20 protein-coding genes are annotated in these 18,674 nt (G+C 62.9%); 16 read left to right on the forward strand and 4 right to left on the reverse strand.

Annotated elements, in window-relative coordinates; all coding sequences use genetic code 11:
• Positions 1–61 precede the first annotated feature (61 nt).
• The 3 genes from MRAB57_RS13470 to MRAB57_RS13480 all read left to right on the forward strand — a co-directional run bounded on the left by MRAB57_RS13470 (position 62) and on the right by MRAB57_RS13480 (position 2,730).
• Positions 62–1,297 (forward strand): cytochrome P450, encoded by a 1,236-nt coding sequence (locus tag MRAB57_RS13470; protein WP_077082007.1) that lies wholly within the window; start codon positions 62–64, stop codon positions 1,295–1,297.
• 417 nt (positions 1,298–1,714) lie between these two features.
• Positions 1,715–2,416 (forward strand): molybdopterin dinucleotide binding domain-containing protein, encoded by a 702-nt coding sequence (locus MRAB57_RS29615; RefSeq protein ID WP_083743613.1) that lies wholly within the window; start codon positions 1,715–1,717, stop codon positions 2,414–2,416.
• A complete protein-coding gene (locus MRAB57_RS13480; RefSeq protein WP_083743398.1) occupies positions 2,341–2,730 on the forward strand; it encodes an integrase core domain-containing protein in 390 nt (129 codons plus the stop codon). The genes MRAB57_RS29615 and MRAB57_RS13480 overlap by 76 nt, the downstream gene beginning before the upstream one ends.
• A gap of 139 nt (positions 2,731–2,869) precedes the next feature.
• Here MRAB57_RS13480 and MRAB57_RS13485 read toward each other — a convergent pair whose 3' ends face one another.
• Positions 2,870–3,319 carry a hypothetical protein gene (locus tag MRAB57_RS13485; RefSeq protein WP_131829127.1) on the reverse strand — a complete coding sequence of 150 codons (450 nt, stop codon included), beginning with the start codon at positions 3,317–3,319 and terminating at the stop codon, positions 2,870–2,872.
• Positions 3,320–3,546: 227 nt separating this feature from the next.
• On the opposite strand from MRAB57_RS13485, the gene MRAB57_RS13490 reads away from it, so the two are divergent.
• The 9 genes from MRAB57_RS13490 to MRAB57_RS13530 all read left to right on the forward strand — a co-directional run bounded on the left by MRAB57_RS13490 (position 3,547) and on the right by MRAB57_RS13530 (position 11,858).
• The gene (locus MRAB57_RS13490; RefSeq protein ID WP_131829128.1) at positions 3,547–3,876 is read left to right on the forward strand and encodes a hypothetical protein; all 330 of its coding nucleotides are present in this window, start codon (positions 3,547–3,549) and stop codon (positions 3,874–3,876) included.
• Positions 3,877–4,296: 420 nt separating this feature from the next.
• Positions 4,297–5,439, forward strand: a complete 1,143-nt coding sequence (locus MRAB57_RS13495; RefSeq protein WP_077079451.1) for an acyl-CoA dehydrogenase family protein — start codon at positions 4,297–4,299, stop codon at positions 5,437–5,439.
• 91 nt (positions 5,440–5,530) lie between these two features.
• Positions 5,531–6,931: an aromatic ring-hydroxylating dioxygenase subunit alpha gene (locus MRAB57_RS13500; RefSeq protein WP_077087938.1), complete on the forward strand. Its 1,401-nt coding sequence runs from the start codon at positions 5,531–5,533 to the stop codon at positions 6,929–6,931.
• Between the two features lie 32 nt (positions 6,932–6,963).
• Positions 6,964–7,554 carry a 3-phenylpropionate/cinnamic acid dioxygenase subunit beta gene (locus MRAB57_RS13505; protein WP_077079453.1) on the forward strand — a complete coding sequence of 197 codons (591 nt, stop codon included), beginning with the start codon at positions 6,964–6,966 and terminating at the stop codon, positions 7,552–7,554.
• On the forward strand, positions 7,551–7,856 hold the full coding sequence (locus tag MRAB57_RS13510; protein ID WP_077079454.1) for a hypothetical protein: 306 nt from the start codon (positions 7,551–7,553) through the stop codon (positions 7,854–7,856). The genes MRAB57_RS13505 and MRAB57_RS13510 overlap by 4 nt, the downstream gene beginning before the upstream one ends.
• Complete coding sequence (gene hcaB, locus MRAB57_RS13515; RefSeq protein WP_077079455.1) at positions 7,853–8,659, forward strand: 3-(cis-5,6-dihydroxycyclohexa-1,3-dien-1-yl)propanoate dehydrogenase; 807 nt, start codon at positions 7,853–7,855, stop codon at positions 8,657–8,659. Before MRAB57_RS13510 ends, hcaB begins: the two co-directional genes overlap by 4 nt.
• A gap of 172 nt (positions 8,660–8,831) precedes the next feature.
• Positions 8,832–10,016, forward strand: a complete 1,185-nt coding sequence (locus tag MRAB57_RS13520) for an NAD(P)/FAD-dependent oxidoreductase (RefSeq protein WP_245835913.1) — start codon at positions 8,832–8,834, stop codon at positions 10,014–10,016.
• Between the two features lie 41 nt (positions 10,017–10,057).
• Positions 10,058–10,843 carry an IclR family transcriptional regulator gene (locus MRAB57_RS13525; protein WP_077079457.1) on the forward strand — a complete coding sequence of 262 codons (786 nt, stop codon included), beginning with the start codon at positions 10,058–10,060 and terminating at the stop codon, positions 10,841–10,843.
• Between the two features lie 22 nt (positions 10,844–10,865).
• Positions 10,866–11,858: a 4,5-dihydroxyphthalate decarboxylase gene (locus tag MRAB57_RS13530; RefSeq protein WP_077082009.1), complete on the forward strand. Its 993-nt coding sequence runs from the start codon at positions 10,866–10,868 to the stop codon at positions 11,856–11,858.
• A gap of 5 nt (positions 11,859–11,863) precedes the next feature.
• On the opposite strand, the gene MRAB57_RS13535 is transcribed toward MRAB57_RS13530, so the two are convergent.
• The 3 genes from MRAB57_RS13535 to MRAB57_RS13545 are packed head-to-tail and all read right to left on the reverse strand — an operon-like array spanning position 11,864 to position 15,033.
• Positions 11,864–12,883 (reverse strand): amidohydrolase family protein, encoded by a 1,020-nt coding sequence (locus MRAB57_RS13535; protein WP_245830311.1) that lies wholly within the window; start codon positions 12,881–12,883, stop codon positions 11,864–11,866.
• 24 nt (positions 12,884–12,907) lie between these two features.
• Entirely contained in the window at positions 12,908–13,489 is a 582-nt protein-coding gene (locus MRAB57_RS13540; protein ID WP_245830312.1) for a MarR family winged helix-turn-helix transcriptional regulator, read from the reverse strand.
• Between the two features lie 50 nt (positions 13,490–13,539).
• Positions 13,540–15,033: an aldehyde dehydrogenase family protein gene (locus MRAB57_RS13545; RefSeq protein WP_077079459.1), complete on the reverse strand. Its 1,494-nt coding sequence runs from the start codon at positions 15,031–15,033 to the stop codon at positions 13,540–13,542.
• A gap of 259 nt (positions 15,034–15,292) precedes the next feature.
• Between MRAB57_RS13545 and MRAB57_RS13550 the strand changes: the two genes are divergently transcribed.
• Genes MRAB57_RS13550 through MRAB57_RS13565 form a run of 4 tightly spaced genes read left to right on the forward strand, consistent with a single transcriptional unit; the run spans position 15,293 to position 18,673 of the window.
• Positions 15,293–16,231 (forward strand): VOC family protein, encoded by a 939-nt coding sequence (locus tag MRAB57_RS13550; RefSeq protein WP_077079460.1) that lies wholly within the window; start codon positions 15,293–15,295, stop codon positions 16,229–16,231.
• On the forward strand, positions 16,228–17,043 hold the full coding sequence (locus tag MRAB57_RS13555) for a 2-keto-4-pentenoate hydratase (RefSeq protein ID WP_077079461.1): 816 nt from the start codon (positions 16,228–16,230) through the stop codon (positions 17,041–17,043). Before MRAB57_RS13550 ends, MRAB57_RS13555 begins: the two co-directional genes overlap by 4 nt.
• The gene (locus MRAB57_RS13560; RefSeq protein WP_077079462.1) at positions 17,034–17,228 is read left to right on the forward strand and encodes a tautomerase family protein; all 195 of its coding nucleotides are present in this window, start codon (positions 17,034–17,036) and stop codon (positions 17,226–17,228) included. The genes MRAB57_RS13555 and MRAB57_RS13560 overlap by 10 nt, the downstream gene beginning before the upstream one ends.
• Positions 17,228–18,673, forward strand: a complete 1,446-nt coding sequence (locus MRAB57_RS13565; RefSeq protein ID WP_216823739.1) for an aldehyde dehydrogenase — start codon at positions 17,228–17,230, stop codon at positions 18,671–18,673. The genes MRAB57_RS13560 and MRAB57_RS13565 overlap by 1 nt, the downstream gene beginning before the upstream one ends.
• The last annotated feature ends 1 nt before the right edge of the window (position 18,674 follow it).

The raw sequence follows: 18,674 nt of genomic DNA on the forward strand, positions 1-18,674 counted from the left end.
CATGCGGCGAGACGGGTGCCGCCAGGTGTTTCCAGATCGCCCAACGATGGGACTTATGCCGATGACCGACACGAAAGCCGAGGCCGAGTCACGCCCGCGCGCCGAGGTGGACCTTGATCACCACTCGCCTGGGTTTCGTGTGGACCCGCACGGCAGGTTCCGCGAGATGCGCGAATCGGGTTGTCCGGTCGCGCATTCCGACCACTATGAGGGCTTCTGGGCGCTGGTGGACTATGCCTCGGTGTTCGAGGCCGCCAGAGACGACGATCTGTTCAATTCCTACCCCTCGATCGCAGTGCCGGCTAGCGAGTTACCCCTTCCGATCCTGCCGATCGAGTCTGACCCCCCGGAAACGCAGAAGCTGCGCGACGTCACCCTCAAGCGGTTTTCTCCGGGATCGGCGGAGCGGTTCCGCGACGCGGCCATTGAGATGACCAATGAGGCGATAGACGCGTTCATCGAGCGTGGCCACGCTGATCTTGTCGGTGAGTTGACGACGCCGCTGCCGGCACGACTGATCCTGCGATTGCTGGAGTTCGACGAATCGCGGCACTCGCAGTGGGTGCGCTGGGTGCACTCGATGGTGCATGATCGCGCCCACGACCCGGAGAAGGCCGGGGTGGCTGGCATGGAGATGTTCGGCGAGATCGTTACGCACATGGAGCAGCGGCGCACCGAGGGCCTCGGTGACGACCTGTTCAGCGATATCCTGCGCGGCACCATCGATGGCAAGCCACTCGACGATACCCAGATCACCATGTACACGGTGCTGATGATGCTGGGCGGCATGGATACCACCAGCGGCTTCACCGGCAACGTGCTGTTGCGGCTATGCACGGACACCGAATTGCGGCAGCAGTTCATGGCCGATCCGGATCTGGTGAAGAAATCCGTCGACGAGCTGCTGCGGTTGTACACGCCGACTCTGGGCCTAGCGCGCACCGTCTCTCGTGATGCTGAGTTCCGCGGCCAGCCACTATGCAAGGGCGATCGCGCAATCCTGATGTGGGCGGCCGCCAACCGGGACCCCATGATGTTCGCAAACCCCGACACCCTTGACCTGTCCCGGCCGAATGCCAAGAAGCACATGGCGTTCGGGGTGGGTATGCACCGGTGTTTGGGCTCGCACTACGCCAAGATGATGTTCGACGTAATGACGACCCAGGTGCTGCAGCGGCTGCCGGACTTCGAACTCGCAGGCGAGGCGAAGATGTTTGAGGACGCAGGGGAGGTATTCGCCGTGCGGGAGCTGCCGGTCAGGTTCACGCCGGGGCCACGCGTCGGCGACACGAAATAGGTCCGCCCGCAATACAGGTCCGCCCACAATGCCCTTGCCCCGGTGGCCCAGGTCATCTGGAGTTGCCCACACTCGCCAGAATCGCCTGCGTTGCAGAGCGCCTTCGCGCCGGGCGATATGACAACTGGGACCTAGTTACTTCGACCTGAAAACCCGCGCCTGTGCTGAGTGGCTCTGTGGGGTCGTACCCAGTTTGGCGCATAAATGTGGCTCGCGCGCCAAGCACGGTCACCGCCGATGCGGCTACGGTGAGAAACGCGTCGAGGACGACCTGCACGACCTCGGGGTGCGCACGGTCGTGATACCCCGCAAAGGCAAACCCGGCAGCCGTAGAACGTTTCGGTTCGACAGATGCCGGGCAGGAGAGCGATCTCGTCGAGGACGGCCGCCATGAGCGAATCGTGATCGCGCGTGCGGATGCTTCTCGAGCTTCCTGATCGACAGCCCGGCATCGCATTAGTCCTGCCTGAGCCGGCCGGCAGAGCGGCAACACACATCCTGCATTCGGATGGCAAGATTCAGCTCGCAGCGCCACCCATCCTGGAGGCCTTGCACGACATCGCGGGACCTGCGCCTGGGTTGGTGCTGATCGGACGGCGCGAATTGACCAGCATCAACTCCTGGATGCACAACATCGGATCGGTCAGGACGCCCAGGTTGTACGTCAATCCCGTTGATGCAGAACGTGACTCGCTCCGCTCAAGTGATGAAGTCGAGCTCTCGACGGCAACGGGATCGGTCCGGGTCCTCGTCGACGTCACCGACAAGATGGCCCCCGGCGTCGTGAGTTATCCGCATGGGTGGGGGCATTCAGGCGGTTGGCAGATCGCGAACGAGCGCGGCAAACCGGTATTCACCACGATCACCGGCCCCGCCGCAGCCCGACCCGACGACCTAGTCAACCGGCAGTTCAAGGCTGACACCCCAACCGACCGTGGGTCGCCGAGTTCACCTTCGCGCGGACCTGGCAGGGATTCTGCTACACCGCCTTCATCACCGACGCGGCCACCAAGAAGATCGCCGGCTGGGCCGTCTCGGCGACCATGCGCACCGAGGATCTTCCCTTGCAGGCATTCAATCATGCTGTATGGCAGTCAAACTCGGATCTTTCTGAGTTAGTCCATTCGCTGGCCTATACCGATCAGCTGGGCGAACTCGGGATCGTCCCGTCAGTGGGATCGCGAGGCGATAGTTACGACAACGCACTCGCTGAGGCCGTCAATGCCGCCTACAAGGCCGAGCTCATCAACCGCGGCAAACCCTGGCGTTGCATCGACGACGTCGAACTGGCCACCGCCGGATGGGTTGCCTGGTACAACCAGGAACGCCTGCACGAAGCCCTCGGCTACCAGACACCAGCCGAGTACGAGGCCGCCCTCACCGGCACCTCACGCCCCGCGAGCCAGCCAACCCCGGCCCTCGCAACCGACTAGGAACGAAATCTGGGGTAGTTCAGCGCTTTCGTGGCCAGCAGATGGTGTTTCCCTTCGGAAAAGTGGACACGATTAGCCTGCTTCGCGGATTCTGGCGAGCATTCTTGCCAGCGAGAATGGGCGCTGCGGTCGCGCCACCTCATTCCTCGACATCCTCGCCGAGTACGGGACTGGCGATGAGGCGCCTTGCGTTGTCGTTGAGGTTTGCGAACCCGTCGACGATCTGAGATGCAATTCGCAATCGCTCACCCACGGATCGAATCCTCCAGGTGTGAAAAGCCGTACCGGTGAATTCATCACTAGTGGGCGCCGGCGGCTTCCAACGGCGCAAGAAGAAATCGAGCCTAGTCGTTACTTCGATATCCCCATGCGGCGAGTAGCCCACAGACAGCATCGCCTTGATCTCGTTACGTTCATCGAAGAATTCCTCGCGTTCCAGTAGGTGCTCACGTAAGCCCTCAATCCCTTGCAGCATGTCGTCGCCCCGTATACCGACCTCGAAATTTTCCGTAAGGATCTGCGCCATCATCTCGTCGGCCGTCGGATGCCGCTGAAGCATTGATAAGTAAGTATCGATCGCCGAATACAACGCTGGAGGTTGTGGTAGGCATTCCATGGTTCTTCCGTTGCTCGGCGCGCCACTGTTCCACCCTTGCTTGGCAGTTGCTAGGTCGACACAGCCGTAGTTTAAGCGTGACAATACATTACAGGCCCGGATCCGCGCCTGCCGCGAGGTGCAAGCCGTGCTCACCCGCGTCCGCGTAATGAGACTGACCCCGACCCGGCCACATCGCGGTCGGACTGGGCGAAGACTTCGTGATTGGGCAAGCGAATGTGCCCGCCGAACCCGAACCGGGAGAACCGAACCGGGACCTGCCACCGAAAATCGTGGCCGAGCTGTGCGCGCACCCGAATCGGCTGACCTCAGTGGAGAGGCGCACCGCCGTCGAGTTGGCCATCGACACCGGCCGCCGTCCCGAGGAGATCTGCGAGCTGGACTTCGACTGCCTGACCCGCGACGAGGACATGAGCGTCTGCCCACCGCGCACACGTTACATGCGAAAGCTATTGTGCGTGACCCGCTTTGGCCTCATTCTCGCGGATCGGCCCGGCGCCCAAGATTTCTATCAGTGCCGGCGGGTGTGACACGGTCACCGATATGTCATGGATGATGTCGCGAGAACATCGACGGGTTTCTGCCCGGTGGGGTATCGGGCGATCTTTGTCACCCTGACCATGAGAGCGCCACCATCGGCCGCCGTGATGTCGGTCCCACCAGAACGGCGTCGCACGCCATTGCATGGTCTGAAACTCGACATCCGTGCAGTAATGAACGAAAAGAAGTAATTATGTATTATCAGTTTGATCTGTATCAGCCAGTGGCTCAGATGGCGCGGCCGAAGGCGAAAGGAGGCGGTCCGTCCTGAGACATCGACTTCTGGTCGTCGAGTTGGTCGAGCGCATCGAGGTCGCCGCATCGCGTTGTGGCTCTCAGCTGCGACGTTGGATCCGGATCTGAAATCTTCCCGTGTATCGGCATTGCCAAAGCGGCAGAGAGGCGAACAAGTGCAGCGCACCCTATTCCACGATGACCATGAGGCGTTTCGGGCGACCGTCCGCGCTTTCTATGCCGAGCAGGTGGTTCCGGAGTACACCGAGTGGGAGAAGGCCGGGGCGCCGCCCCGACATTTCTGGACCGCTGCGGGCAAGCTCGGCCTCCTGGGTATCCAGGTTCCCGAGGAATTCGGCGGCGGCGATCAAGACAGTTATCTGTTCAATGTCATCTTGACCGAGGAATCCCAGCACGCTGGCGTCGCGCTCGGCGGTCTGCGAATGCATACCGACATTGCGATGCCGTACTTCCTCAACGTCGCCAATGCCGAGCAGCAGAGTCGGTGGCTGCCGCGACTGGTGTCCGGCGACGCGGTGAGCGCCTTGGCGATGTCGGAGCCGGGCGCAGGTTCCGACATAAAGACGATCACCACCCGCGCGGTGCGCAACGGAGATCATTACATTGTCTACGGCTCCAAGACGTTCATCTCCAACGGCGCCAATGCCGATTTGATCGTGACCGCCGTCAAGACCGATCCGGAAGCCGGCCGAGAAGGCCTGAGCCTACTGGTGATCGAAGGCGACAGCCCTCGGCTCATCCGGGGCCGCAAGCTGGAGAAGCTGGGCTTGAAGTCGCAGGACCTGGCGGAGCTGATCTTCGACGATGTAGTGGTGCCCGCCGAGAACCTTTTGGGGGAGGAGGGCAAAGGGTTCGCCTACCTGACGGAGAACCTTGCTCAGGAGCGCCTCTCGATTGCGGTGAACAGTCAGGCCGCCGCGGTCAAGGCGTTGCGTGACACTATCGAATACACCAAGGGCCGCAAGGCGTTTGGTACGACAGTATCGTCACTCCAGAACACCAAATTCGAACTCGCAGCCTGTGCCACCGAAATCGAGGCTGGTCAGTCACTGCTCGACCGGGCCCTGCTGGCTCATGAGGACGGGAAGCTGTCGGCGGCCGATGCGGCCATGGTCAAGCTTTACTGCACCGAACTGCAGGGCCGAGTGATCGATCGCTGTCTGCAGTTGCACGGTGGCTACGGCTACATGATGGAATACCCGATCGCGCGGGCTTATGCCGATGCCCGGGTATCGCGAATCTACGGCGGCTCCAGCGAGGTCATGAAGGTGATCATCGCCCGGTCGCTTGGGCTCTGACCCGTTGACGCCCGCCTACGAACCCTCTATTCTACAGAATAGTACTCTGTAGAACAGAGCAATGACAGCACGGGTCTGAGGAAAGGTCGCTATGACACAGCAGGCGAGTGTTCTCGATGACGTACGCCGGGGGATGATCCCGGCGCATATCTACAACGACCGCGGGATCTTCGAACTCGAGAAGGAGCGGATCTTCAGCCGGGCGTGGATCTTTGTCGGGCACGAATCTGAGATCGCCCAACCGGGCGATTACGTGGTGCGCCGGGTCCTCGACGATTCTTTCATCATCATCCGCGACGAAGACGGTCAGGTGCGCGCGCACTTCAATATGTGCCTGCACCGTGGGATGCAGGTATGCCGGGCCGAGATGGGCAACGCCTCGCATTTCCGTTGCCCATATCACGGCTGGTCCTACCGCAACGACGGCAGGATCGCCGGATTGCCCTTCCACCACGATGCCTATGGCGGGGGGGCCGGGGTCAAGCGCAAGGGCCAACGACTGCTGCCGGCGCCGAACATCAGCATCTACAACGGAATGATCTTCGTCAGCTTGGCCGCGACAGCCCCGCCGCTGGAAGAATATCTCGGCGACTTCCGCTTCTATCTGGACTTCTACACCAGGCAGAGCCGTAGCGGCATCCAACTGCACGGGCCCCAGCGCTGGCGGATCAAGGCGAACTGGAAGATCGGTGCCGAAAACTTCGCGGGCGATATGTACCACACCCCGCACACGCATACGTCGGTCGTGGAAATCGGGCTGTTCCGCGAGCCTAGCGCCCAAAAACGCAAGGAGGGCGTGCTTTATTGGGCAGGAAACGGGGGTGGGACCACATACAAACTGCCGGAGGGCTCACTCGAGGAGCGTCTGCGCTATGTCGGCTATCCCGACGACATGATCGCCCGGATGAAGCAGTCTTGGGCGGCCGAGCAGCTCAACGTAATCGGCGAAGACGGGTTCATGTTCAGCGCCGCGTCGCTGTATCCCAATCTTTCCTTCGTGCACAACTGGCCGAAGGTCGCAGATTCCGATGACGTGCTCCCGTTCATCACCCTGCGACAGTGGCAGCCGATTAGCGAGGATGAGACCGAAATACTATCTTGGTTCGCCGTCGACAAAGAGGCCCCAGAGCAGTTCAAGGCGCTCTCCTACAAGGCATATCTGATGTGTTTCGGCAGCACCGGCATGTTCGAGCAGGATGACGTGGAGAACTGGGTGTCGCTGACCAACACCGCGGCCGGCTCCATGGCCCGCAGGTTACTGCTCAACAGCAGAATGGGTCTGCTGGAAGACGGCACCGAGGTCGCGCCGCCACTGACGCGCGAAGAGTTCTCCGGACCAGGCGTCGCGCGGAAGGGCTACAGTGAGTTCAACCAGCGAGAACTATTGCGGCGCTGGGCGGATGACCTCGAAAGCCCGGTTGAGGCGGCAGCAGAAGGCTCCGAAATCTGCAGCTTTCCAGCCGCCGACGACAAGCTGGTGAGCCGGGCGTGAGTACTGACACCACACCATCCGATCGGGCCGCAGTGGCTGGCAGGCCAGGCGAGACCCATTCGGCTGCGTCTCGCCTCGGTGCCCATGCCTCCCGAATCACCCGCAGTGGCAACACATTGCGCTTCGATGACGAACGCCATCTATTGGCTCACCGGTGGCTGGTCGACGAGGCCTATCTACTCGACGCGCAGGCCTACACCGACTGGCTGGACGTGCTCGCCGACGACATTCACTATCTGATGCCGGTGCGCGTCACCACCGCTCTGGGTGCGGGATACGACACATCCCCGGGCATGGCTCATTTCGATGAAGACAAGTACTCGCTGTCTCGCAGGGTCGCGCGATTCCTCACCGAACATGCGTGGACCGAGGATCCGCCTTCGCGGCTGCGGCACCACCTGTCGAATGTACGCACCTTTGCCACTGAGGATTCCGATCACCTGGTGGTCGAGTCGGCGACACTTCTCTTCCGCAGCAGGGGCGACGTCCGAGAAGGAGCCTTTCTCTCCGCGGGCCGCGAGGACCTGCTGCGCCGCGAGGGTGAGCAGTGGAAGCTGTCCCGCCGGACCATTCTGGTGGACGAGTCGGTGATCCGAATGCAGAATTTGGCAATCTTCCTATGACGGTTCACCCCCAGCAGCCGGGGCTGTCGGGGACTGACACGGCCCGTCCGGAACATATTGTTGGCGAACCGATTACGATCGGCAACGAGTTCGCGGAAGTTCGGGTCTCCCGCGTGCAGACGCGCAATGGGTCGCGTATGTTGATCGAATCGCTGAAGTCCGGGCAATGGGTTTCGTTGTGCCCGTTGGAACTTGAGGCGCTGACCTGGCAGGCCACGGCCACGTTCTCGGCGATGATCGGCCAGCCGTTCGGGTCGTTGGTCACCGACGAATCCGGGGACACACCGTCAGGCCGGACATGACCGGCTGGCTCGAGGGTCACCGGGCGCTTATCGTCGGGGCCGGCTCCGGAATCGGTAGGGCGATTGTCGACGCTTTCTTGGCCGAAGGTGCCCGGGTAGCGGTCCTGGAGCGCGACCCAGACAAATGCGCGGCATTGTCGACCGCCCATCCCCAGGTGGTCACCACGGTCGGCGACGCAACCACCCGAATCCCGAACGATCTGGCCGTCGCAGCTGCGGTGAAGGCGTTCGGCGGGCTCGACGTCTTAGTCAATTGTGTTGGTGTGTTCGACTTTTATCGCAGCATTGAGGATCTGGACGCCAACGCTATCGACGGCGCGTTCGACGAGATCTTTCGGGTCAACGTCAAGAGTCACCTGCATTCGGTCAAGGCCGCTCTACCGGCGCTGCATCAGTCCGAGCACGCCGTCATTCTGCTGACAGAATCCACGTCGGCTTACTACCCGGGCCGCGGCGGAGTGCTCTACGTCGCGTCCAAATTCGCTGTCCGCGGCCTAGTGACCGCGCTGGCACATGATTTGGCTCCTGGTGTCCGGGTGAACGGGATCGCGCCCGGCGGCACGTTGGGCACCGACCTGCGGGGCGTGGCGAGCCTCGGATCAGCCAGCCGCAGCATGTTCGACACTCCGGAACGGGCCGCTGAACTGGCCGCGCGTGTGCCGCTGCAGGTCGCACTGTCCGGCGAGGATCACGCCTGGAGTTACGTCTTTCTCGCATCGGATCGATCGCGCGGCATCACCGGCGGGGTCGTTCACTCCGATGGCGGGATGAGTGTTGCCGCCGCACCGAAAAAGCGGCGATGACGCCCAACCACAGTGAAGACAGAGGGGATGCCATGCCGAATCTGACGCCAAAGGCCAGGACCCGCACGGGATACCTGTTGCAGGAGAGTGTCTCGGAGGGGCCGCGCTGATGGCCGGCAGGACTGTCGTCATTGTCGGAAGCTCGGTCGCCGGGGTGCGTACTGCACGGGCATTGAGAACCCAAGAATTTGACGGTCGCATCGTGCTGATCGGCAAGGAGGCCGAACTCCCATACGATAAGCCGCCGCTCTCCAAGCAGTTCCTCGCCGGCGCGTGGGATGAGGACAGGGTGAGACTGTTGACGGCGGACGACGCCGAGACCGCCGGCATCGAGCTACGCCTCGGCAGTGCCGCGGAACGCCTCGATGTCGCTGATCGAACGGTCGTCCTCGCCAACGGCACACGAGTGCCCTACGACATGCTTGTCGTGGCCACCGGCGCTGACGCGAGGCCGTCCCCGTGGCCGGTCGAATCCGGCGTGCACGTTGTCCGAACACTCGACGACAGCCGGGGACTGGCCCGCGACTTCACCTCGTCATCGGGTCCCGTAGTGGTGGTCGGTGGCGGATTCATCGGCGCAGAAGTGGCGGCAACCGCCCACGCGGCGGGCCGAGACGTCACGATCGTCGACCCTCTGCACGCCCCGATCGGCCGGGTTCTGGGCGGGGAACTCGGAGCCATGTTCACCGATCTGCACCATCGCCACGGCGTACGGACCCGGTTCGGCGAAGGTGTCGAGGCGGTCGAGGGCACCGCCGGGAAGCTGCGCGTGACATTGACCAACGGCGAGGTGCTACCGGCAAGCACCGTCGTCGTGGGTATCGGCGCCCGTCCCAACGACACCTGGCTGTCGTCGTCGGGACTGCTCATCGACGACGGGGTGGTGTGCGACGAGTATTGCCGTGCAGTCGATCACAGCGACATCTTCGCGGTGGGTGACGTCGCCCGTTGGCATCATCCGCGGCATCGTGAAGATGTCCGGGTTGAGCACTGGACCAACGCCTCGGAGCAGGCGGCTTGTGTAGCCCACAACATCCTGCACCCCGATGAACTGCACCCTTATGCGCCGACGGAGTACGTGTGGAGCGACCAATACGACTGGAAGATCCAGATCGCCGGGCGACCGGGTCGAGCCGAACTCCTGCAGCTGATCGGCAACTTGCACGGTGAAAAGCCGCGTGCTGCAGCAATTTACAGCGACGACAGCGGGCTGCTCCGAGGCGCCGTGACCGTCAACTGGCCGAAGGCCATCTTGATATGCCGCAGACTGATCGGCGCTGAGACCACCGCCGCGGCGGCTCTGCACGAACTCGAACAGTTGCCGCAGGCCGGTGCCACGGCGAGCGCCCGGCAGTAAGCATCCAGGGTCGCGTGAATCGCTGTCAGGAGGCCGTAGGGATGACCGAACCAAACGATGTCGTCGCCGCACGCGAATACGGGCCCGTACCGCAGTACCCAATCGAATCGGTCGACAACGCGTTGCGTGCGTTGATGTTGTTGGTTGAGCGGTCCGAGATCCGGCTCACGGAGGTCAGCAAGCATCTTTCAGTAGCCAGTTCGACGGCTCACCGCCTCCTCGCGATGTTGGCCTACCGCGGACTGGTTCGCCAGGATCCCCAGACAAAGGCGTATCGGTCCGGTCCCAGCCTCGACTTGTTGGCCTTCGGTGTGGTTGGTCGCCTCGACATCCGGGTCCGTGCGCGGCCTGTCCTGGAGAAATTGAATGCGGATCTGCGGGAAACGGTGCACCTGGGCCGACTGGACCGCGCCCAGGTAGATTTTGTTGACTCCATCGAAAGTTCTCAGGCGCTGCGGGTTTCGGCTCGCCTGGGTGTGGCGATGCCGGCTCATTGCACGTCGACGGGCAAGGCGCTGCTGGCTGCGCTCACTGACGAGCAACTTGACGCGTTGTATCCCGATCCTGATCTTGCCCAGCTGACACGGCACTCCATCAAGTCCAAGAAATCGTTGAAATCCGAGCTTGCCACCGTGCGTCGTCGTGGATTCGCCACCAGCAACGAGGAAGGTGAGGAAGGCGTTGTCTCGGTGGCGGTGCCCCTGCGGGGCGGCTCGTTCGCGCTCGCTGCGTCCGTACCGGTGAGCAGGATGGACACCGACTTCCGCGGCGTCGTTCTGGAAAATCTGTTCGCCGCCAAAGCTGAGATCGATGAACTACTACCGTGACTGATCCCCGAACGGAGTGAACATGTCGCAACGGCTCGAGTTGACCTACGGTGGGGAGTTGTACGATCGCACCTGGCGCCTGTACACCGGGGAGGTACAGCCCGAAGGTGTGCGCCTACGGTACTTGCACACAGCTATCGAAGACTTGTTCTGGCGTCAGGGGAAGTATGCCGAATTCGACGTCGCTGAATATTCGATGGGTGCCTATCTGGCGACCCTGAAGAACCCCGACAGGGCTTTTGTCGCCCTTCCGATCTTTCCGTCCCGAGCCTTCCGGCACGCTTCGGTCTATGTCAACGCCGACGCGAGCGTGTCACAACCTGCAGATCTGGCGAACACGACGGTCGGAACCCCGGAGTGGAGCATGACCGCTTCACTGTGGATGCGCGGCATTCTCGGCGAACACTACGGCGTTGATTTGACGTCGATAGACTGGCGGACAGGAGGTTTGGAGGAGGCCGGGCGACAGGAGAAGGCGCCCGTCCTCCCTCCGGCGGACTTGCGAGTGACCCATATCGGCGATGACGACACGTTGAGCGCCCTACTATTGCGGCGTGACCTCGACGCGTTGATCACGGCCCGAGCTCCTCAGGCTTTCTTGCAGGGTGACCCACGTATCAAACGGCTGTGGCCGGATTTCCGCAGCGCGGAACGCGGGTATTTCGAAGCGACGGCGATCATCCCGATCATGCACGTTGTCGTGGTCAGGCGGGCGCTCCTCGCCGCTCACCCCTGGCTCGCCAACAATCTGGTCGATGCGTTCGAGGCGGCTCGCACACCCGTCCAGCACGATTTGCTCGATACCGCGGTGTGCACGAGCAGCTTGATATGGGAGTCCGCCTACGCAGAAGAGGAAGCCGCCGTTCTCGGCGATCCCTTCCGATATGGAGTGGCCAATAATGCGGTCACCCTCCAAACGCTGTTGAACTACGCCCATCAGCAAGGATTCACCGACCACCTGCTCGGCTACGAAGAGGTCTTCGCCCCGTCGACGCTGAGCTCAGCGCGGATATGAGGGAATCAGGCCACGTTCAACCCCAACATTGCGACGGCAGTCCCTGAAGTAACCGACTCAGTCACTGACGCCGGCAGATCTGCCGCGAACAGCGCCGCACCCGCGGGTCGTTCGGCGATGACAAACGGGTAGTCGGTGCCGACGGCAACACGGTCAGCCCCGACCCGGGCAATCAGTGCGGCCACGGCGGCGGGATCGAACACAAGCGAGTCGTAATAGAAACGATCGGCGTACGAAGATGGCCGGCCGCTGGTAGCGGCCGGCTCCGGAACACACTCCCAGATGCGGTCGATCCGCGGCAGCAGCGCCAGGAACGCGCCGCCGCCGTGCGCGAGCAGGACCTTGAGGTGTGAATGACGGTCGAGGACCCCGCCCATCACCAACGACGCCGCCGCAGCCGCGGTTTCAGCTCCCATACCGATCGAATTCGCCAGCCCATGTTTCTTGAGCCGATCGGCGCCAAGCACGTTCCATGGGTGCACGAAGATCAGCGCACCCGTTTCCGCGCAGGCGGCGAAAAACGGGTCGAGTTCGGGATCATCGAGATTGCGCCCGCCGACATTCGACCCGACCTCCACACCGGACAGCTTGAGATCCCCGACGATGTCAACCACCATCTGGGCTGCCCGCGTAGGATCCTGCAACGGGACGGTGCCAAGTCCGGCGAATCGAGACGGGTGATCACGGGCCACACCGGCGATCCACTCGTTCTGGACGCGCGAGAGGTCCGCTACGCCGTCGGCGTTCAACCCATAGGAAACGGTGATGGGAATGGGCGAGATCACCTGCATAGAAACCCCATCGGCGTCCATGTCCTCCAGGCGCCGGGCCGGGTCCCAACAGTGATCCGTGATCGACCGGAAATGCCGGCCACCGAGGAGGATATCCGCCGTGCATGGGCCGGTTTCGACCAGTTCTGGCCATGAACCGGCGAATCGTCGTCCGAAACTCGGCAAGTCGCGCGGCAGGCCGTGGGTGTGCACGTCGACTAAACGCTGTGCCTGGCTCGGTCCGGCAACCATCATGACGAAACCCGCTCCCTACGTCGGTTAGGCTGACTGTGACGGCGCGAAAGAAGCTGATCTGCACCGGGTGAAGGGGCCATTGTTCTCGATCGACTCGAGGAAACGCGCGAACAGGGACTGCAGTTGACGCTGTTGCCTCCGGGTCAGGTCATCCATCAGCCGATGTAAATATGTCCAAATCAGGAACGATCGACGATCATCCGGATTCGAGATCCGTTCGACAAAGTGACGCCTGGCCAGAGCATCGACCACCCCGGTCAGATTGGCCGGCCGCACCGACACCGCCTCTCCAGGCGCATCCATCGTCAAAGGCTCCGTCGAGCGATCCAAGACGGTCAGGATGTTCAACTGGCCGGTATTGAGCCCATGCGGCAAAAGCTCTGCGGCGTGAGCACGTTCGAAGGCCGTTGCGGCACGAAACATGGTCAGCGTCAAAGCCAATACCGTGGTGTCGAAATCAGGGCCCTCACGATCGGCCGCCTGCGCGATCTGCCCGGTGATAGAAGGCGGCATGCGAGGAGCTCGCGGCATCAGCTGGCCTCCAGGTCGGATCGGGTATTTCTCCCGGTGTACAGTACAGGGTGCAAACCAGTCGGATTGATTCACGATAGGCACCCTAGAGACTGTGCCACAACGCGTTCCGATTGCACGTGGCGTCAATGCAGCGGGATGTTGACCGTCTTCGACTGCAGGTAGCTCTCCAACTCGTCAACACCTTCCTCGGTGCCGACTCCGCTGTTCTTGTGCCCGGCGAACGGGGCTCCCAGGAAATGGCTGCCGGACCCGTTGATCCAGACGTAGCCGGTATCCAGCCGATCGGCCACCGATATCGCGGTGGTGATGTCGTTGCTCCACACCGCCCCGGTCAGCCCGAACGGGAGTTCGTTGGCCTGCTCGACGACGGTGTCCAGGTCAGTCCAACGGAAAACCGACAGCACCGGCCCAAAGATCTCCTCCCGCGCGATCCGCATCGACATGTCGACATCGGCGAATATCGTCGGTTCGATATAGAAACCTTTCGCGAAGTCGTCACCCTCCGGCCTGCGGCCGCCCGTCACCAGACGCGCGCCCTCAGCGTGGGCTGATTCGATGTAACCCATCACCTTGTCGAACTGAGCTTGTGAGACCAGGCACCCCATCTCGGTGTCGGGGTCGAGCGGATGGCCGATGCGGATGGACTTCAGGCGATCGGTCAGACCGGCGACGACATGGTCATGCAGCGCGTCGTGAACGAACAAACGCGTGGTCGATCCGCACGACTGCCCTTGGCTCCAATGGCAGTTCATCCCGAATGCGGCGCCCTCGACGACAGCGCCGGGGTCGGCGTCCGGGCACACGATCATCGCATTCTTGCCGCCCAGCTCCAGCGTGACATACTTGATTCCCGCCGATGCCGCCGACGCCATGACCTTCTGGCCGGTCTCGACGCTCCCAATGAGCGAGATCCGTTTGACGGCAGGGTGCCGCACCAAGGCATCGCCCGTTACAGCGCCGGGTCCCGACAGGATGTTGACCACCCCGGGCGGAAACGACTCGAGAACGACCTCGGCCATCAACAACGACGACAGCGGCGCCTGGTCGGGTACTTTGAGAACCAGTGTGTTGCCGGTGACCAGTGGTGCGCCCACTTTCGCGGCCGCGAACAGTATCGGATGGTTGTAGGGAATGATCCGTCCCACGACGCCGTAGGGTTCCTTGCGGGTCAGCAGCCAGCTACCGGTCATCGATGGCAGCGTGGCACCGGCGAGGCTGAAGGCGACCCCGGCGTGATAGTCGAGCCAGCGTGCCGCCATCATCACGTCGCCCACCATGGCGGTCACCGGATTACCGGTGTCGATAGCGTCGAGTAATCCGAAGTCTTCAGCGCGCGAGCGCAGACGCGCGGCGAAAGCCCGAATCATCTCCGCGCGCTCGAGAAGCGTGGTGTCGCGCCAGTGCGGGAATGCTCGGGTTGCAGCCGATACCGCCGCCTCGACGTCGGCTTCGTCTGCAGACGGGACGTGGGCAATGGTCGTCCCGTCGTGCGGTGTGGTGATTTCCATCGTCGCGCCGCGGTTGGCCACTACCGCGGTGTCGCCGATGAGCATGCGCCAGTCGCGGTCCAGTAGCGCCGAAACTGCCTTGGTGTTATCAGCCAGTGAAGATCGCATGGGTCTCCGGCCACCTCCTGGGGTGCTTGCCGCTCTATCGCGACACGACCCTACTGTGAGCCGGTGCGGCAGAACTTGGTTCTGAAGTTTTTATGGTGACGCAAGCCGCAAGCGGCAGCGCTACATCGTTGTGCCGCAAGCCCTTGACGCTGTGGCCGCTGCCACTATAGTTCAGAAGCATAAATATTTATATAGTAACTAAGACACGGTTAGTGCCGACTACCACATCGGGGCGGCATCGAGAAAGTGGGGCCCGGAGATGATCCAACTGCAGGACATCGCCTATGTCCGGTCCGGGGTCACCGACTTGGAACGCGCCGAGCGATTCGCCGTCGACATCGTGGGTCTGGACCCTGTCGCGCGGGCACCCGGGATGACCTATCTGCGAGCCGATCATCGCCATCACTGCCTGGCGCTGGTCGAGAGCTCACAGGCTGGAGTGCATGCCTCGGCGTTCACGGTGAAGGACGACGCGGCACTCGATGCCGCTGAAGCCGAACTGACGAGTTACGGATGCACGGTGCGGCGGGGATCAGCGGAGGAGGCACGACAACGACACGTGCGAGCGTTCATCGCCTTCGACGATCCGTTCGGCAACCACGTGGAACTGGTGACCGACCAGAGCACTCTGGCGCGGCCGCTTCAGTTCGGGCGTCCAGCCGCCGGGATCTGCGAGTTCGGGCACCTCTGTCTGGATGCTCCCGATGTGCGGGCCGCATACGCATTCTGGTCGACACTCTTCAATGCCAAGGTGTCCGACTGGATCGGCGATGCGGCCTGTTTAATGCGTATCGACCCGGTCCACCACAAGCTGGCGGTGTTCCAAAACGACGCCGCTCCCGGCCTCTGTCACATCAACTTCCAGGTGCACACCCTCGACGACGTGATGCGCAATTGGCGGTTCCTGCAGCGAAACGACGTGCACATCCTGCATGGTCCCGGCAGGCATCCGACCTCGACGGCGATCTTCGTCTACTTCGTCGGACCCGACAACCTAACTTACGAGTACTCCTTCGGTGTAGAGCGGATCGAAGACGACGCTGCGTGGCGCCCGCGCACGTTCAACCTGTCCGAGGACGGTTCGATCGACATGTGGCTGGGCCCGACTCAGCGCACCGTGTCACAACCGCAGCTGCGCCGTGATGGCCAGAACGGTTCGGTGAGCGTCGGGCCGAGTCAGTCGGGACATGGCCGGTGAGCCGCGAGCCCACCGGCGGCGGATGGGACATTCAGCGGGCGGCGACCGAACTCCTCGAGGCGGAAAGCACCCAGACCGAGTGTGATCCGCTCAGTGACCAGTGGACTGGTCTCGACCTGGCCACCGCCTACCGCATCCAGGATGAGGCACTGCGCCGCCGTCTCGAACGCGGTGAGCGACTCGTCGGCGTCAAACTCGGATTGACCTCTCGCGCAAAACAATTACGCATGGGCATCAGCTCACCACTGGTGGCTTGGCTGACCGATGCGATGGTGCTCCCGGCAGGTGCGCCGTTGCCACGCGAATCGCTTATCCACCCTCGTGCCGAACCGGAGATCGTGTTCGTGATGGCGGAACGGCTCGCCGGGCCTGCCATGACGGCGTCCCGAGCGCAGGGCGCGGTCGGGCAGGTCTACTCCGGCATCGAGATCATCGATTCACGCTACCGCGATTTTCGGTTCACGCTGCCCGATGTGGTCGCCGACAACGCGTCCTCGGGGCTGTTCGTGATGGGGTCGGTGGGCGTGCAGCCGGATTCGTTGGACCTGGCGGCCGAAGCCTGCCGTCTCGAGGTCGACGGTCGAGTGGTGGACCGCGCCACCGGCGAAGCGGTGCAAGGTCATCCGGCAGAAGCGCTGGCGTTGGCCGCCAATGTTCTTGCCGAACGCAGGTTGGCGATCGAGCCGGGCTGGATCGTGCTGACCGGGGGCATGACCGACGCGGTAAGCGTGCCGCCCAGAGCACAGGTCGCCGCGCACTTCACCCATCTGGGTTCGATCGTCGTGGACGGAGGGCAGGAATCGTGCCGCTAGTCGAGGTGACGCTGGTGGAAGGTCGCACACCCGAGCAGTTACGTGCCTTGATCACGGGGCTGACCGACGCGGTGCAGACGGCCGTCGATGCTGCGCGGGACAGTATCCGAGTCGTGCTCCGCGAGGTGCCCGCGACGCATTGGGCGGCCGGTGATGTCACGATCGCTGAACGCCGAAAGGGTTGATGATGGACGTGATCCGCCATGTGATCGACGGGGAGGAAACGGAGTCGTCCAGCGGCGCACGCTTCGACACCATCGATCCCTGGACCCAGCAACCGTGGGCTCAGGTGGCGCTGGGTGGCGCAGATGAGGTTGATCGAGCGGTGACCGCGGCCCGGCGCGCATTCGACGACGGCCCCTGGCCATGCATGGGGTTTGCCGAGCGGGGCGCCATTCTGCACGGGCTGGCCGATCTGATCATCGAAAACGCCGACGAACTCGCGCTTGCTGATACCACCGACATGGGCAAGCCGCTTAGCGACAGCAGGGGCAATGACGTTCCACGGTCGGCGCAGAACTTCCGCTTCTTCGCCGACCACGCCCGGTTGTCCACCGGCGATATCCTGCCAATGGACACCGGGCACCATGCCTACACCCGGTTCGAGCCCGCCGGCGTCGTGGCGGCGATCGCGCCCTGGAACTTTCCGTTGATGCTCGAGACGTGGAAGATCGCTCCCGCGTTGGCGTGGGGTAACACCGTTGTGCTCAAGCCCGCGGAGGACACTCCGGCATCGGCGACGATTCTCGCCCAGCTGGCAGTGCGCGCCGGCATGCCACCCGGAGTGCTCAACGTCGTCCATGGGTATGGTCCCGGCTCGGTAGGCGCCGCGCTGACGGCGGACAACCGCGTCAATCGCATCACCTTCACCGGAGAGTCCGGAACCGGCAAGGTCATCGCCGCTGCCGGTGCGGCGCACCTGACCCCGGTGAGTCTCGAGCTCGGCGGCAAGGGCGCCAACCTGGTCTTCGCGGACGCTGATCTCGATACAGCAGTGAATTGGTCTATCCGCGCGGTGTTCTCGAATGCGGGGCAGGTCTGCCTGGCCGGCAGCCGACTGTTCGTGCAGCGCGAGGTGTACCACGCCTTCTTGGCGAAGTTCGTCGCTGCCGCGGAATCGTTGACGTTGGGCGATCCCAAACTGACGGGAACCCAGATCGGGCCGCTGGCCTCCGAAGCGCATTGGAAGAAGGTGCGCTCCTATGTCGACGAAATCGGCGCCGAGGGTGGAACCATGCGCACGGGCGGTCTGGGCGACGGGTGGGCCATCCGGCCAACGGTAGTCACCGACCTACCGCCAGAGGCCCGGTTGTGCCGCGAGGAAATCTTCGGTCCCGTTGTCGTGGTGGCGCCCTTCGACAGTGAGGCCGATGCCATCACCGCAGCCAACGACACTCCCTACGGGCTCAACGCGATGTTGTTCACCGAGAACCTATCTCGTGCGCACCGCGTGGCGGCCGCGCTTAAGGCGGGCACTGTCTGGGTCAATTGTTTCTTCATTCGCGATCTGCGGGCACCATTCGGCGGTGTCGGCGATTCCGGAATCGGCCGCGAGGGAGGCACTTTCAGCCGGGAGTTCTTCACCGAGCCGAAGGCCGTGGTGATGGCGATCCACGACGCCGACCCCTAAT

The sequence above is a fragment of the Mycobacterium rhizamassiliense genome (assembly GCF_900157375.1).
GTDB lineage: Bacteria > Actinomycetota > Actinomycetes > Mycobacteriales > Mycobacteriaceae > Mycobacterium > Mycobacterium rhizamassiliense.